We start from the raw sequence: 15393 nt of genomic DNA, 5'->3' as shown, positions 1-15393 counted from the left end.
TGACGCGGTCTCCCTCCGGACGCGGAGGGGCCGGGCGGCAGGCGCGGCGGAGTTACGGCCGGTCAGAGCCGCGGCCGGCGGTCGGGGGCGGCGGCCGTGCCGGGCGGCAGCGGTGGCAGGAGGTCGTCAGCCTCGCGGCAGCGGACGACAGAGCAGGGTGGTGCGACAAGCGGCGCGACACAGCGCGCTGTTGACCCGTAGCAGGTCCACGGTGCGGTCCGTGACCAGCGCGACGCGGCGGCGGGACCGCCGTACGGTCGTCCCCTCAACTGCCCGCATCGCGTTCACTGTCACCGTCACCGTTCCGCCCCTCGGGGGCCCGTCCCGCACAGACACTCGCGGCCTGTCTCCGTGGCAACGTACCCACGCCCGAAAAAGCGCGTCAACGCCCCCGCCGCACCCGTCGGACAGCCGTAACAGACCTTCATACCGACGTTACGTGGCACCGGCCCCGCGCCGGCCTCCGCGCATTTCCGGCACAGAACTGGCGACTGGCGCACGCCAAACGGCTGGTATTACTGGAGCATGCAGGAAGAGACCGCACGCTCCGCGATCGACATGTTCATCTCCGCGTTCAACGCCTCGGACGACAGCTATGTGACTGCCCTGCTCTCCCAGGCCCTGACCTCGGACGTGGTCTTCTGGGGACCGTTGGGCCGCAGCGAAGGAATTGCGGCGGTCGAACAGTTCGTGCTGGACATCCGGCGCCACCCGGCGGGGACCGGCACGATGGTGCGCTGCTCAGCGGTGGACATGCCGGACGAATGGGCCCGCTACCAGTGGGTCTTCACCACGCCTGACGGAGGCCCCCGCCTGGCGGGAACGGACGTCGTCCATCTGCGCCGGAGCCTCATCGACCAGATCATCGTCTTCGCGGGCGAGATCGAGCCCGCCGCCTCCTGAGTCACCCTCCTGCCGCTGCCCTTCTCCTGAACTTGCCCCGTCAGACTGCGGTGTTCAGGGGCGCCCGCCCCAACTGATGCCCTTTCGCTGCGAATGCGGTCGCGCTCCTTCGGTTCTGGTTGATCGCTATTGTCCTGGCATGACACGTGAGTTCGACATGGTCCAGGCGCTCTCCGCTGGCGTTGCAGACCGAGCGGGGGCACGGCAGTTCATCCGGGGGTTCGCGGCGCATTGGACGACTCCGCTGGACGAGGGGGACGGCTGCACCGAGGCCGACCTGACCGCCGCCGAGGAACGGCTGGGCCTGCGGCTGCCGATTGCCCTGCGCGAGGCATACAGGCTGTTCGGCCGGCGCCGGGACCTCACGAGCAATCACGATGTCCTGCTCGCCCCGGCCGAGTTGTATGTCGAGCCCTCCCGCGAGGGACTGGTGTTCCGGCACGAGAATCAGGGCGCCGCTTCCTGGGGGATCCTCCTCGCCGACCTCGGCCAAGACGATCCCGCCGTGTTCATCCGGGCGGACCTGGCGGACAAGAGCGCCGAGAAGTGGGAGAGCTGGCTCGAACGGCTCTCGCTCGCCTTCGTCGAGATCGTTCTCTCGGAATCCCTGCATGCTCCCGAAGGGCTCCACGACTTCCTGAGCGACCTCGACGAAGACGGTGTCGAAGTCCTGGAGCAGAACTGCACTCGCCTCCCGTTTCCGGCCTGTCCCCCCGGCGAGGAAGGGCCCGGTGTCCGTTGGTTCCTGGGGACGGATGTCCTGCTGCGGGACGATGAGGGAGATGTCCTACTTGCCCGCGCGCGCACCGAGGAGGCCCTCGACCGCCTGCGTGAGCTGATTCCGGGCGACTGGCTCAACGACTACTAGGAGCTGTCCGGTCGATCAACTCCCCGGTGCGAAGTGGGGTTCTGCCTGGTAATCCTGGACAGCGCAGCTGACCTAGCAGATGAACTGCCGCCGAGTCCCGAAAATCCCCATCTTCATGCGTCGGCCCCGGCGCGATCACGGGTACAGAAACCTGCGTTCCAACCGAGGGCCCGGTGGGCGCGCGGCTCCTCAGATGCCGGTACCGAGTGCTACGTGGGGCCATGCGTCAAGTTCACGCCGCACCAGGTCCAGCTTCGCCTCGACTCGCTCGGTCGAATCCGCGCCCAACTGCAGGCGCAGCGGCGGCTCGGCGACCTCGGTGATGTCGACGATGGCCTTCGCCGCCTTCGCCGCCTTCACCGGATCGCCCGGCTGGCGGCCGTCGTTCTGGGCCAGTGCCTCGCGCACAGGCCCCGCACCGGCGGTGTAATCCGCAATGGAAGCCGGCTCGACCTGCATGCTTGAGCTGTTGAGGAAGTCCGTGCGGACACCGCCCGGCTCAACGGCCGTGACACGGACGCCGAGCGGGGCCAGTTCTCCGTGCAGCGCCTCAGAGATGCCTTCGAGAGCGAATTTCGACGCGCAGTACAGGCCCACCGCCGGAGCCGTGGCGAAGCCGCCCACGGAATCGATGTTCAGGACGTGTCCGGATCGCTGGGCGCGCAGCGTCAGCAGGTGTGCGGCCGGTGCCTCCGGCGCGCGCCGAAGATACCTGGTCTGCCCGACTCCGCAGGTGCTCCCGTCGCAGGAATGGTCCGGCGAACGGGAAGGCCGTCCCACGGTCCTGGAACTGGGCGGCGGCCTCGTGCCGGTCATTCCTCCGCGTCGCGGACCAGGAGTGCGATCTGCACCCGGTTGTCGGCCGACAGTTTGGCGAACAGGCTGCCCGTGTGGGCCTTTACGGTCGCGACGCTGATCCGCAGTCGCTCGGCGATCTCCGGGTTGCCCAGGCCGTCCGCGATGGCCCGGGCGGTGTCGAGTTCTCGTTCGGTCAGTGCGGACAGTTGGTGCCGTGCGGCTTCGCGGGACGAGCGGCGGGCATCGGAGGACTGCGGTCCGGTGGCTGCGGCGATCACTCGTGCCGTGGCCGCCGGGGACAGGACGGGGTTCCCGCCTGCGACTGTTCGTACGGCATCGAGGATCCGTGCCGGCGGGGTGTCCTTCAGTACGAACCCCAGGGCCCCGGCGCGCAGCGCGCCGAGCACTAGGTCGTCGGAGTCGAAGGTGGTCAGCATGAGCACCCGGGGCGGCACCGGCCGGGCCAGGAGTTCCCGTGTCGCGCTGAGGCCGTCACGGCCGGGCATCCGGATGTCCATCAGTACGACGTCCGGCCGCTGCTCCTCCACCGCCGCGATCCCGGCGTCCCCGTCTGCCGCTTCCGCGACGACGGTCAGGTCCGGTTCGCCGTCGATGACCAGTCGTAGCGCCAGCCGTACGAGCTGTTCGTCGTCGACGATGACGACTCGCACGGGCTCCGGCTCGCCGTCCACTCAGCTTCTCCCGTCGTGGTCGTGGTTCGGCCAGGGTAGTCGCGCCGAGAGGACGTATCCGCCCTCGGGCGTCGGGTGGTTGCTGAGTTGTCCGCCGGCGAGGGTGACGCGTTCGGCGAGGCCGAGCAGGCCGAATCCCGAGGCCGGCGGTCGACTGGTCGGGGTGGTCGAAGTGGACATGGTGGTCGGGGAGTTGCGGACGCTCACGTGCAGTTCGGCGCCGGCTGTTCCTTCGACCGTGAGGTGTACGTGGGTGCCGGGAGCGTGTTTGGCGGCGTTGGTCAGTCCTTCCTGGACGACCCGGTAGCAGGTGCGCCCGACGAGGTCGGACGGGTTTCCCTTCACCGTGGTGGTGAGCGTGACGTCCAGTCCGGAAGTGCGGGCGTCGGCCACCAGGTCCGGGAGCCGGTCGAGGGAGGGCTGTGGCGGCTCCGGGTGGCCAGGATCGGCGCGGAGCACACCGAGGACGTCCCGTAGCTCTTCCAGCGCTTGGTGGGAGCCGTCGGCGATGCCACGGACCAACGTGCGGTTCTGCTCAGTGGTGAGGTCGGCCCGGTGGTCCAGCACTCCGGCCTGCATGGCTACCAGGGAGATCCGGTGCGCGAGTACGTCGTGCATTTCCCGGGCGATACGGTTCCGTTCCAGCGCCCGTGCTTGTGCCGCCCGTGCGGTCTGCTCCCGTTCGGCGCTCTCTGCCCGCTCTCTCAGGAACCGCACCTCGGCGCGCCGTGCGCCGATGGCCACGCCCACGGCCACCGCGGTGCCCGCGCTCAGGGCCGTGAGGGCGAGTTGGAGCCACAGCGTGCCGGGCGGGCTGTTGATCGGGTAGATCACGAGGGTGAGTTGAGACGCGGCCACGTAGAGGAGTGCGACAACTCCGATCTGCGCCGGACGGCGACGGGTGGAGATCGAGCACAGTGCCAGCAGCGCGGCACCGATGGCGAGTGCTGACGTGCCTGAGGCGATGGCGACCGCCATGGCGACGGCGAACGGGAACCTTCGCCGCCACAGGAGCGCCACCAGGCAGCCGAGGGCCACCAGCGGATCGCCGGTGACGAACCAGGAACACGTGTCGGCCGCGCAGCCCGGCGGCAGTGCCCCGCCGGTGAGGAGCCAGAAGGGGACGCCCAGCAGGGCGGCCGCCACCAGCCGCTGTGTCTCCTGCCACCCTCCGAGCCGTGGTGCGACCTCGTCGTTCATCGGGTCATTGTCGCGATATCCAGCGGCCCGTGCAGTGGCCCGAGCAGCGGACCTGGGGACTCCCGTCTCCGCCCAGGGGCGGACCAGCGCTTCGACCTAGGTCGAAGGTGACTCGGGCCGCCGGGTCGATGTGCCGATGACGCCGGCTGAACAGACTCGTATGCGTCGCCGTCACCGTCACCCGTCACCCGTCACCCGGCCGTTCCGCGACGCGACCTCGTGCGCCACCTCAGGAGGACACCAGATGCGCAAGATCCTTTCCCTCGCCCTCGCCGCCACCGCGGTCGCGGCGGCCGCGATTTCGGGCGCGTCGGCGGCGCCTGCTCCGGACACGACCGCAGCCACTCCGGACTCGCTGCGGTGGGGCCCGTGTCCGGAGCCGGCCGGATCGCAGAAGGCGGGCACGCCCCGTCTTGAGTGCGCGACGCTCGGCGTCCCGCTGGACTACCGGGAACCAGGCGGCAGGCAGATCGAGATCGCCGTCTCCCGGCTGGCGAGCAAGGACCCGGCCAAGCGTCGCGGTGTGCTGCTGACCAACCCCGGCGGCCCAGGCGGCTCCGGACTCGACTACCCGGCACTGCTCGCAGGCGCCGGGCTGCCCAAGGACGTCCTCGACTCCTACGACGTGATCGGTTTCGACCCGCGTGGGGTCGGCCGCAGCACACCGGTCACCTGCGACCTGACACCGGAGCAGCAGGCACGCGGCAACTTCCCGCCGTACGCGCACACCGCCGCCGAGGTCGCCCGGGAGGCACCGTACGCACGGGCCGTCGCCCGGCAGTGCGCCACCTCGAAGACGGCGTGGATGCTGCCGCACACCTCCACCGCGAACACCGCGCGCGACATGGACCGGATCCGGGCGGCGCTGGGCGAGCCGAAGGCCTCGTACCTCGGTGCCTCCTACGGCAGCTACCTCGGCGCGGTGTACACGACGTTGTTCCCCGGGCGCAGCGACCGGATCGTGCTCGACAGCAACATGGGCCCCGGCGGTTACGACCTCGCCACCTTCCGCCTGCTCGGCCGCGGAATGGAGGACCGGTTCCCGGACTTCGCGGCGTACGCCGCCGCGCGCCCGCAATACGGTCTGGGCACCACACCCCGGCAGGTGCGGGCCAAGTTCTTCGAACTCGCGAAACGGCTCGACGCGAAACCGGTCGGCGGCATCGACGGGACGCTGTTCCGTGGGCTGACGTTCGACCGGCTGTACGTCGAGGGCCTGATGCCCACGCTGGCCCAGAACTGGCAGGCGCTCGACCGGGGCAGGCCGGTGCCGCCTCCGCCGCCGCTCCCCGAGCACCTCCTGGCCGGTCATCTCTACGTGACCTGCGGTGACTCGCGTTGGCCCGGGAAGGTCCGGGACTACCGGCGCAATGCCGCGATCGACCGGCTGAAGTATCCGATGCTGGGCGGTGCCACCGGAAGCATCAAGCCCTGCGCGTACTGGCCGGACAGCCGGGTCGAGCCGCCGGTACGGATCGGTGACCGCGGCCCGTCGAACGTGCTGATGGTGCAGAACGAACGCGACCCGGGAACACCCCTGGTCGGCGCCAAGAAGCTGCGACGGGCATTCGGCGACCGGGCCACGATGGTGACCGCCGACGAGGGCGGGCACGGCGTCTACCCGTTCGGCCGCAACACGTGCGCGAACAACACGGTGACAGCGTTCCTGGCGGGCGGACAGCGCCCGGCCGGGGACCTCGCCTGCGCGGCGCAGCCGACCAAGTGACGGGAGCGCGGACACATGATCAAGGAGTGGCGGCGCCGTCGTGCCGTACAGCGGATCGTTCCCGGGGACGGCCGTGAGCTGAAGCGTTTCCGCTGGTGGCAGCTGCCTTTCCGGGCGCTGTTCCAGCTGCGGCTGACGGACGACGACGGCCGGGAGGCCGTCTATGCCGTGGACGTCAGGCACTGGCAGAACCAGTCGTCCGGCAACGTCAGAGCACACTTGTACCGCGACGGCAGGCTGCACGCCGAGTCCAAGCTTCCTGCCGTCTTCCCCGTTCCGGGCGGCGCCGTCGAAGTGAGGATGAGTGCCTTCGGCCTGAAGCGCTGCCATTACGTCACCGACGGAGGCCGCGAGTTCCAGCTGGTCCCTGACCCCGACTCCGCGGAGGGGCGCCGGGCGCGTCTCGACCGCGCGCACCCCGTAATGAGCCGCGCCCTCGGTCTCTTCTCGCTGTGCGTGCTCGTCGCCGCCCTGGCCGTCGCCCTCCCCCAACTCGCTGAACAGCTCACGAAGTCCGAGGGCATCGCCCGGTACACCGGGACCTTCAGCTCGCCCGTCGACGTACCGGCGTGGGGCAACATCGCGATCGGCATCGCCACCCTGGCGGCCAGCACGGAACGGGCGCTGCGACTGCGCCACAGCCTGCTGGACGGCGCCGCGGGCTGATCCGGCCAACTGCCCGAGGCATCGCAGCCGCGCCGTCCGCCCTCCCCGCCCTGCCCTGCACGCCGCTGTCGCGACGGCTGTGGGGGGGGGACGAATGGCCACCGCCGGGTGGGGTGTCGAGAGGCAGGCGGGCTCCGCACGCGCTGGTCGCCGCCATGGCCACCAAGCCCCGGAGGGGAGGGGAGCCGTACGGAAGCAAGTACGGCGACCGGGAATTGGCCCACCGGTTCGTACCGGCATCGTCGCCGTCCGGAATGCCGAAGCCCCGCTGTCTTCCGTGCGGCCAGAGAGGGTCAGTTGCGGTCAGGTTTACGTCGGGTTAATGTGACGCCCGATCGATCTCGATCGCAGGATTGTTACTCCCCCGAAGACTTCACCGTCTTCGTGAGGCGAGGCAAGGCCTGGGTAGCGCCATTGGCGCGACCCGGGCCTTTTTTGTTGCCTTGCCGCAGGTGGGAGCGATCGCGGACCGATGCAGGAATACAGGAACCCGAGGATGCGAGGAAGCATCATGAGCACGCCCGTACAGGGATCCCGCACGTCGGCGGAGGAAATCCTCCGCGGTGTCGGCGGCCCCGAGAACATCGAGAGCCTCACGCACTGTGCGACGCGGCTGCGCTTCCAGCTCCATGACGGGGCGAAGGTCGACAAGGCCGCGCTCGACGCCCTGGACGGCGTCATGGGCACCGTGGCCCAGTCCGGCGACCGCTTCCAGATCGTGATCGGCGGAGCCGTCGCACGGGTCTACTCCGAGATCATGAACCTGCCGTCGATGACCGGCGGCGGCACGCCCCGCCCGCAGTCCGACGCGGACGTCAAGGCGGCGGTCCGGGCCAAGGGCCGTGGCCGCTACGGCTGGGTCGACAACTTCTTCGAGTACCTCTCGGACTCGTTCCGCCCGCTGATGGGCGTACTCCTCGGCTCCTCGCTGATCATCGCCATCGCCTCCGTCCTCGACGCCTTCGGCGTGATCGACTTCCGGGCCGCGGACAAGTCCGCCACCTGGGTGTTCGTCGACGCGATGTGGCGATCGGTGCTGTACTTCCTGCCGATCTTCGTCGCGTACAACGCGGCGAAGAAGCTGAGGATCGACCCGTGGGTGGGCGCGGCCGTGATGGCCGCGGTGATGACCCCGAACTTCACGGGCATGCTCAACAAGGACTCCGGCATCCCCGGCATCACCTGTACGACGAACGACACCCTGGGCACCCAGGAGTGCGTGGCGCACGTCTTCGGGCTGCCGATGCAGCTGAACGACTACGGCGGCCAGGTCTTCGTGCCGCTGCTGATGGTCGCCCTGCTCGCCCTGGTCTACAAGGGCCTCCAGCGGCTCTTCCCGGAGAACGTGCACATGGTCTTCGTGCCGTTCTTCAGCATGCTGATCATGATCCCGGTGACCGCCTTCCTCATCGGCCCCATGGGCGTCTGGGCGGGCAACGGCCTCGGCGAGGGACTCTCCTGGCTCAACGGCAACGCCCCGATCGTCTTCGCGATCCTCATCCCGCTGCTGTACCCGTTCCTGGTGCCGCTCGGTCTGCACTGGCCGCTCAACGCGCTCATGCTCGTCAACATCAACACCCTGGGCTACGACTTCATCCAGGGCCCCATGGGCGCCTGGAACTTCGCCTGCTTCGGCGCGACCGCCGGTGTGCTGCTCCTCTCGGTCCGCCACCGCGAGAAGGAGATGCGCCAGACCGCCACCGGCGCCCTGGCCGCGGGCCTGTTCGGCGGCATCTCGGAGCCCTCGCTGTACGGCATCCACCTGCGCTTCAAGCGGATCTACCCGCGCATGCTGGTCGGCTGCCTCGTGGGCGGTGTGCTCGTGGGCGTCCTGGGCGGTGTCGACACCAACGCGTTCGCCTTCACCTCGCTGCTGACCATCCCGGTCTTCTCCCCGATGGCCACGTACGGCATCGCGATCACGGCGGCCTTCTTCACCTCGATGGCGCTGGTGTACTTCTCCGACTTCCGTACGCCGGAGGAGCGGGCACAGGCCAACGCCGAGCGTGACGCGGCCGAGGGCGCCGCTGGTGGGGCAGGCACGGCGGTCAAGGAATCCGAGCTCGTCACCGTCGGGGCTGCCTCGGCGGCGTCCGCGGGCTCGGCCGGCTCCACTGCCAAGGACGCGGCTCCGGCCGCTGCCCCGACCGCTGCCTCCGTCGCCTCGCCCGGCAAGGAGACCGTTCTCGCCGCGCCCGTCGCGGGGCGGGTCGTCGGCCTCGACGAGGTCCCGGACGCGGTCTTCGCCTCCCGCGCGCTCGGTGAGGGCGTGGGCATCGAACCGGCCGACGGCCGCGTCGTCGCCCCGGTCGACGGTGAGCTGGTCACCGTCGTCGACACCGGTCACGCCTTCGGCATCCGCACCGCGGACGGCGTCGAGGTGCTTGTCCACGTCGGCATCGACACGGTGAAGATGCAGGGCGAGGGCTTCGACCTGCGCGTCGCCTCCGGCCAGCAGGTCACCGCGGGCGATCTGCTCGTCGAGGTCGACCTCGACGCCGTGCGCGCCGCGCAGCACCCGACCGTCACCCTCATGACCGTCACCAACACCGCGGACCTCGCCTCGGTCGAACCGCACACCGGGCAGGACGTCACCGTCGGCGCCCCTGTGGTGACCGTACTGCGCTGATCAGCCCCGACCGGCGCGGGGGCGTGTCCCGCGTCGGTCGAGGGGCGGGTGGGGCTGGGACACAAACGGCGGCCGATGCGGGATCATCGGACAGGAACGGACCACAGACTGGAAAGGAGGGCCGGCAGTGGAGGCACTACGCGTCCTCAACAACAACGTGGTCCTCGCGCGCGACGAGAAGGGCCGGGAGGTCATCCTCACCGGGCGCGGCATCGGCTTCAGCTCCCGGCAGGGCAAGCCCATCGACCCCGCGCTGATCGTGCGCGTCTTCGTCCCGGCCGAGGGCCGCGATCCCGACCATCTCGCCGAGGCCTTCTCCCTCATCGGGGAGGACGTCCTGCGGGCTGTCGTCATCGCCCTTGACGAGGTCGGCATCGAGGGGCGTGAGTCCACGCGTCCCACCCTCGCCATCGCCGTCGCCGACCACGTCGCAGGCGCACTGGACCGGGCCAAGCGGGGCATCGTCGTCGAGTACCCGCTGCGCGCCGAGGCGCAGACCCTGTACGCCGCCGAGTACGCCCAGGCACAGCGCCTGCTGGCGGCGATCAACGAGCGCGTGGAACCGGGACTGGACGCCTCCGAGGCGACCGCGCTCACCTTGCACCTGGTCAACGCGGGCTTCGCCTCGGGTGACCTGTCCTTCACCTACACGATGACCGGCGTCATCCAGCAACTGCTCACCGTCGTGGCGGAGCAGTACGGTCTCGACATCTCCCAGGAGTCCGTGAATGCGGCGCGGTTCATCACCCATGTGCGCTACCTCTTCGTACGGATCCAGCAGCACCGCCAGCTGAAGGGCCACGAGTCCACCATCGGCAAGGGCATCCGTCTGCACTACCCGACGGCGACCCACACCGCGCAGAAACTGGCGACGATCGTCGAACTGCGGCTGGGCCAGCAGCTGAGCGAGGACGAGGTCTCCTACCTGGCACTCCACGTGGCCCGCATGACCATGGAGGCCGACGGCACCGCCGCGTGAGGCCGTGACGCCGAACGAGGGACATGAGGCGGGTGGCGGCGGGCGGCGGACAGCCCTCGGGTTCGCCGAGCGGCTGGGGGTCGCCGGTGCCCGCGCGGTCACCCCAGGGTCAGCAGGACGACGGCCCCCGCCGCACCCACCAGGCCGGCTGTCTGCGCCCGGGTGACCTTCTCGTGCAGCACGGTGAGGCCGAGGACCGTGGGGATGGCCGGATAGAGCGAAGCCAGTACGACGGCGACGGCCAGCATCTGCTGCTGGGCGGCCAGGAGGTACAGGCCGAGCCCGACGGCAGCGCCCGCGCCGATCCCGTAGGCCTGCAGTTGCCGGGAGAGGGGCCGGCGGAAGTGACGTGCGTACCGCACCGTGCTCGGGGACAGGACGATGACGGCCGCGAGCCGCCCGGCGGCCACCGGCCACAGCCCGCTGACCGGGTCGGCCTGCCCGAGCCCGACGTACTGCACGGCGACCCCGAGGCTGGCGATCAGTCCGTCCGTGGCGGCCGGACCGCCCCGCAGCCGGCTGCCGCGCCGCAGGCCTCCCCCTGCGACCAGCCAGAGCGCGGGCAGGGTGACGCCGATGCCCAGCCAGGCCATCACGGTGGGCCGGTCGCCCAGGAAGAACACCCCGCACACGACGGACAGAGCCACGCCGGTGACGGCGCTCACGGGGATCACCACGCTCATCGCCCCGCGGCTCATTCCCCGGTTGAGGAAGTGCATGGCCGTCCCGGTTCCGATCCCGGAGAGCGCACCCCACCACAGGTCCGTGACCCGTACCGAATCGGCGGGAATCACGCAGGAGGCGACGACGGCGACGAAGAGGCCGCCGAGCTGCCCCCAGTAGGTGACGACGGCGAAGTGGATCCGCCGGGAAAGCAGGCCGCCGGCGAAGTCCACCAGGCCGTAACAGACTGCCGAGGCCAGCGCGAGGAGAGCACCCATGGGGCGACGCGTACCCCAATGGTCCCGCGCGTACCACTGACCTGACCGCTGCACGCCGCCGCCATGGAAGGGGGTGGCGAGCCGGCCGAGGCGTGCGGTCAGCGGACTCCGCAGCCCGCGCCCGCCCTGCGCCGCGTCCTGGTGCTGGACCTCGCGCGAGTCACTTTCTCCGCCACCCGACCTTCTACGGTCTCGACCAGCGCCGCGAATTCGAACACCTCGCGCGTACGGCAGGACGCCTCGCCCTCCCGCCGCGCGGTGCCACCAGCCCTGCCGCAACAACCCTGGGGCGCAGCACTGCCTGAGGGACTGCCGGGCCTGCCCTCAGGCAGTGTTACGCCAGGACCCGCAGCCGCCGAGCCGCCCCTGCCACGCCACGCCCGCGCCGGGCGAGCCCCGACCAGGGATCACTTTCGAGGCGGTCGCCGAGGTCGGTCACCGTCCAGCGGCGAGCAGTCAGCTCCGGCGAGTCCAGTTCGTCCCAGCTCAGCGGCACGGCGACCGGAGCGCCCGGCCTGGAGCGGACGGCGAACGGCGCGACCACGGTCTGCGCGTACCCGTTGCGGGCGACGTCCAGGTACAGCCTCCCCTTACGGGCGCCCACCCGGGCCTCCGTCGTCAGCTCGCGCGCGTGCCGCGCGGCCAGTTTCTCCGCGACGGCGCGGGTGAACGCCAGCACGTCGTCGGTGTCGTCGCGCCGGTTCAGCGGGACGACGACGTGCAGTCCGCGGGAGCCCGTGGTCATCAGGCCCGAGGTGAGGTCCAGCTCGTCGAGCAGTTCGTGCAGTTGATGCGCTGCTCGTCGGACGGGAGCGAAGTCGTCGGCGGGCGGGTCGAGGTCGAACACCATGCGGTCGGGCCGACGCGGCCGGTCGGCACGGCTCAGCCAGCGGTGCGGGGTGATGCACGCCTGGCTTGCGAGGTAGACCAGGGTCGCGGCGTCGTCGCAGACCACATGGGTGACCTCGCCGCCCTCCTTGGCCATCGAGGCACGGTGGATCCAGTCGGGGAAGTGGTCGGAGATCTCCTTCTGGTAGAAGCGGCCTCCTGTGACCCCGTCCGGCATCCGTTCGAGCATCAGGGGCCTGCCCCGCAGTTCGGGCAGCATGCGCGGGGCCACCCGGCGGTAGTGCTCGGCGAGATCGGCCTTGCTGAGGCCGTCCCCGGGGAACAGCTGCTTGTCGGCCCGTTTCACCTCGATCTTCCGACGTCCGACCCGTAGCTCAAGGGTGGGGCTCATGTCACCGCCTCCTTTGCCGGTGCGGCATCGAGCCGCTGCTCTTGAGCATGCCATCGGACTCCAGCCGGACGTACGAGGTGTGTCCGGCAGGGATTCGGACCGTCGACCGCAGACCATGGGGAAGCACCCGCTCCGCGACGAAGCGGCGACGAAGCGGACTGCGCGTTCCCCCCTCGGGGAGAAGGGAAGTTGCGTGAGCCAAGAACGGCGCCGCCTCACAAGGACGTTCATCCTGCTGGGCGCACTGGTCCTGGGTTCGGGTTCGGCGGCCTGTGGCGGTGTCGGCGAACGGGACACGAAGGCGTCCCACGCCTCCACCGCGTTCGAACGGGCCCTGAGCACCGGTGACAGGGCGGCCCTGTGTGCCGCGCTGGCCCCGCGAACGCGCTTCGAGGTCGAGGACTCCGAAAAGAAGCCGTGCCTGGACGCCATCGGCGCGCAGGACCTTCCGGCCGGGGGCCCGGTGCGCCAAGTCGATGTGTACGGCCGTCAGGCTCGGGCCGTCCTCGCCGCCGACACCCTGTTCCTGTCGCAGTTCCCGGATGGCTGGAAGGTCGTCGCCGCGGGGTGCGAACCCCGTACCGAGCAGCCCTACAAGTGCGCCATTTCGGGAGGCTGACGCATGCGCACCTTGTTCACGCTCCTGCTGACCGGGGTGGTCGGCGCTCTGCTCTACTTCATCGCGGTGGGAATGATGCGGCGATGACCGGCTCAGCGCCGGCCCCCACGCACGGAGGGGCGGCCCGGGGTTCCGGCGGCGGCACACGGAAGGAGCCGGGTGTGCGGGGCTTCGTACGGAACAACAGCATGACGCTCGGCTTCGGCACCGCATTCCTGCTCGCTCTGGCCGGGCAGGCGATCGCGGGGTGCACGGAGTTCAACAACCAGCTCGCCACCGACGGGCTCGCACAGGTGGGTTTCCTCGACTACCTGACGTCCTCGGACTTCGCCGTGGACGTGACGGAGAACTGGCAGTCGGAGTACCTGCAGTTCTTCCTGTACATCGTGGGCACCGTCTGGCTCCTGCAACGGGGTTCGCCGGAGTCCAAGGAGCTGCACAAGGCGGGAACCCAGTCCGACGAGGAGCAGCGGGCGGGCCGGTTCGCGGGTCCTGAATCGCCGCGCTGGGCGGGTATCGGCGGGGTGCGCCAAGCGGTGTTCTCCCGGTCGCTGGGCCTGGTGATGGGAGGGCTGTTCCTGCTGTCCTGGCTGGCCCAGTCCGTCACGGGTACCGCCGCGTACAACGAGCAGCAGCTCAGGCAACTCCAGGACCCCGTCGGCTGGACGCAGTACCTCGCATCGGCGGACTTCTGGAGCCGCAGTCTGCAGAACTGGCAGTCCGAGCTCCTTGCCGTGGCCTCCATGGCGATCCTCTCCGTCTACCTGCGCCAGCGCGGTTCCCCCGAGTCCAAGCCGGTCGGTGTCGCACACACCTCCACCGGAATCGAAGGGTGAGCCCGTCAGCGGCTTACTCGGTTCGCAGCGTGACCGATGAGTTTGGGGCTCTCGGTCGGTCCAAGCTCATGACACCTCAGGAAAGGACAACTCCATGTCGGAGCTTCTCGTCGATTTCATCACCTCCCTCGACGGCTACGCATCGGGAGAAGGGTGGCCCGGGTTCTGGGGCCTTGAGGGACCGGAGTACCTCGCATGGCTCGGCGAGCAGCCCGAGGTCACCTATCTGATGGGGGCGAACACCTACCGGCTGATGTCGGGCTTCGCGGCGGGTGAGGTCCCGGACGGTCAGGACGAGTTCAGGGCCGAGGAAGAGGCGTCCGTCGACGAGCTCACGCAAGCCTCCAAGGTGGTGTTCTCGTCCTCGCTCAAGGAGCCACTGACGTGGGCCAACACCACGCTCGTCCGTGAGGACGCCGTCGAGACGGTCCGCGCCATGAAGTCGAGCGGCTCGGGGCTCCTCAGTACGATCGGCAGCCTCAGCCTGTGCCGGTCCCTGCTGCGAGCCGGACTCGTCGACCGCTTCCGGGTCGTGATGTTCCCGGTGATCACCGGGGCGACGGGCGCGGAACGCATCTACGACGGCTATCCGGACGTTGCCCTCGAAATGACCGAGCACCGTACCTTCGACGGCCGCATCCAGCTGGTCGAGTACAAGCCCCGGGTGCTGGAGCACCCGCCGCTCGGGGCCCCTGCGTAAGGGCGGTGTGGGCTTTCAGCGGTCCTCCCCGGGAGGGTGGGCGCGGGCGATTCTTGGCGGGAACGCACCCGGAGACCGGGGCGGTTGAGCATGATGTGTCCATGCCTATCGAGGAGTTCACCCGTACCGTCGCGGTCGGCCGGGCCCCGGAAGAGGTCTTCGCGTACTTGGCCCGTCCGGAGAGTTACGTCGGGCTGGCCCCGTTGGTGATCGCCGTACGGGACGTCGAAGTCGATGGCGAGGTGGGTGGCGGTGGCGGTGGCCGTGGTGTTGCGGAGGTGGTGCGGTACGTCGCCGTCGAGCGGTTCCGGTTCGGGCCGTTGCGCTATGACAACCCGATCCGGGTGACGATGACGTTTCCGGAGCCCGGCCGGCGGATCGTCAGTGCGGTACGGAGTCCGGGTCGCGTGCAGTTGGAGTCGACGGTCACTCTGGCTCGCGACGGTACGGGAACCCGGGTGAGCGAAACGGTCCGGGTGGCCTTTCCCGGACTGCTGCGCGTCCTGGTGATGGGGCAGGCGACGAAGGCTCAGGCGCACAGGCTGGCCGAACTGGCACGGCGGTTGGACCGTGCTGCCGACCGGCAGTGAGCGCCG

General features: G+C 69.9%; 16 protein-coding genes. 10 read left to right on the top strand and 6 right to left on the bottom strand.

Features of this window, described 5'->3' with window-relative positions; genetic code table 11:
* Positions 1-126 precede the first annotated feature (126 nt).
* Entirely contained in the window at positions 127-300 is a 174-nt protein-coding gene (locus ACZ5PB_RS33785) for a hypothetical protein (protein WP_468696535.1), read from the bottom strand.
* A gap of 225 nt (positions 301-525) precedes the next feature.
* Between ACZ5PB_RS33785 and ACZ5PB_RS33780 the strand changes: the two genes are divergently transcribed.
* Together ACZ5PB_RS33780 and ACZ5PB_RS33775 are read left to right on the top strand one after the other, a co-directional pair.
* A complete protein-coding gene (locus ACZ5PB_RS33780) occupies positions 526-903 on the top strand; it encodes a nuclear transport factor 2 family protein (protein WP_468696534.1) in 378 nt (125 codons plus the stop codon).
* A 139-nt stretch (positions 904-1042) separates the two neighbouring features.
* The gene (locus ACZ5PB_RS33775; RefSeq protein WP_468696532.1) at positions 1043-1771 is read left to right on the top strand and encodes an SMI1/KNR4 family protein; all 729 of its coding nucleotides are present in this window, start codon (positions 1043-1045) and stop codon (positions 1769-1771) included.
* Between the two features lie 189 nt (positions 1772-1960).
* Here the strand turns inward: ACZ5PB_RS33775 and ACZ5PB_RS33770 are convergent, their stop codons facing one another.
* Genes ACZ5PB_RS33770 through ACZ5PB_RS33760 form a run of 3 tightly spaced genes read right to left on the bottom strand, consistent with a single transcriptional unit; the run spans position 1961 to position 4461 of the window.
* Entirely contained in the window at positions 1961-2587 is a 627-nt protein-coding gene (locus tag ACZ5PB_RS33770) for an SDR family NAD(P)-dependent oxidoreductase (protein ID WP_468696530.1), read from the bottom strand.
* Positions 2584-3261, bottom strand: a complete 678-nt coding sequence (locus tag ACZ5PB_RS33765) for a response regulator (protein ID WP_468696528.1) — start codon at positions 3259-3261, stop codon at positions 2584-2586. The genes ACZ5PB_RS33770 and ACZ5PB_RS33765 overlap by 4 nt, the downstream gene beginning before the upstream one ends.
* Positions 3262-4461: a sensor histidine kinase gene (locus ACZ5PB_RS33760; protein ID WP_468696527.1), complete on the bottom strand. Its 1200-nt coding sequence runs from the start codon at positions 4459-4461 to the stop codon at positions 3262-3264.
* A 244-nt stretch (positions 4462-4705) separates the two neighbouring features.
* On the opposite strand from ACZ5PB_RS33760, the gene ACZ5PB_RS33755 reads away from it, so the two are divergent.
* From ACZ5PB_RS33755 to ACZ5PB_RS33740, 4 genes are all read left to right on the top strand, one after another.
* On the top strand, positions 4706-6187 hold the full coding sequence (locus ACZ5PB_RS33755; RefSeq protein WP_468696525.1) for an alpha/beta hydrolase: 1482 nt from the start codon (positions 4706-4708) through the stop codon (positions 6185-6187).
* Between the two features lie 15 nt (positions 6188-6202).
* Positions 6203-6853 carry a hypothetical protein gene (locus ACZ5PB_RS33750; protein ID WP_468696523.1) on the top strand — a complete coding sequence of 217 codons (651 nt, stop codon included), beginning with the start codon at positions 6203-6205 and terminating at the stop codon, positions 6851-6853.
* Between the two features lie 511 nt (positions 6854-7364).
* Complete coding sequence (locus ACZ5PB_RS33745) at positions 7365-9482, top strand: glucose PTS transporter subunit IIA (RefSeq protein ID WP_468696521.1); 2118 nt, start codon at positions 7365-7367, stop codon at positions 9480-9482.
* Positions 9483-9609: 127 nt separating this feature from the next.
* On the top strand, positions 9610-10461 hold the full coding sequence (locus ACZ5PB_RS33740) for a PRD domain-containing protein (RefSeq protein ID WP_468696519.1): 852 nt from the start codon (positions 9610-9612) through the stop codon (positions 10459-10461).
* A 98-nt stretch (positions 10462-10559) separates the two neighbouring features.
* Here ACZ5PB_RS33740 and ACZ5PB_RS33735 read toward each other — a convergent pair whose 3' ends face one another.
* The gene (locus ACZ5PB_RS33735) at positions 10560-11402 is read right to left on the bottom strand and encodes an EamA family transporter (protein ID WP_468696518.1); all 843 of its coding nucleotides are present in this window, start codon (positions 11400-11402) and stop codon (positions 10560-10562) included.
* A 334-nt stretch (positions 11403-11736) separates the two neighbouring features.
* On the bottom strand, positions 11737-12642 hold the full coding sequence (gene ligD / locus ACZ5PB_RS33730; RefSeq protein WP_468696517.1) for a non-homologous end-joining DNA ligase: 906 nt from the start codon (positions 12640-12642) through the stop codon (positions 11737-11739).
* Positions 12643-12835: 193 nt separating this feature from the next.
* Here ligD and ACZ5PB_RS33725 point away from each other — a divergent pair, with 193 nt between their 5' ends.
* The 4 genes from ACZ5PB_RS33725 to ACZ5PB_RS33710 all read left to right on the top strand — a co-directional run bounded on the left by ACZ5PB_RS33725 (position 12836) and on the right by ACZ5PB_RS33710 (position 15387).
* The gene (locus ACZ5PB_RS33725) at positions 12836-13261 is read left to right on the top strand and encodes a nuclear transport factor 2 family protein (RefSeq protein WP_468696515.1); all 426 of its coding nucleotides are present in this window, start codon (positions 12836-12838) and stop codon (positions 13259-13261) included.
* An 83-nt stretch (positions 13262-13344) separates the two neighbouring features.
* Positions 13345-14097, top strand: coding sequence for a DUF6766 family protein (locus tag ACZ5PB_RS33720; protein WP_468696514.1), 753 nt, complete (start codon positions 13345-13347; stop codon positions 14095-14097).
* A gap of 94 nt (positions 14098-14191) precedes the next feature.
* Positions 14192-14797 (top strand): dihydrofolate reductase family protein, encoded by a 606-nt coding sequence (locus tag ACZ5PB_RS33715; protein ID WP_468696512.1) that lies wholly within the window; start codon positions 14192-14194, stop codon positions 14795-14797.
* Between the two features lie 101 nt (positions 14798-14898).
* The gene (locus ACZ5PB_RS33710) at positions 14899-15387 is read left to right on the top strand and encodes an SRPBCC family protein (RefSeq protein ID WP_468696510.1); all 489 of its coding nucleotides are present in this window, start codon (positions 14899-14901) and stop codon (positions 15385-15387) included.
* Positions 15388-15393 lie beyond the last annotated feature (6 nt).

Source organism: Streptomyces sp. NPDC032721, assembly GCF_055579625.1.
Note: the sequence above shows the minus strand (reverse complement) of the source record. Positions and strands in the feature narration are given on the sequence as shown.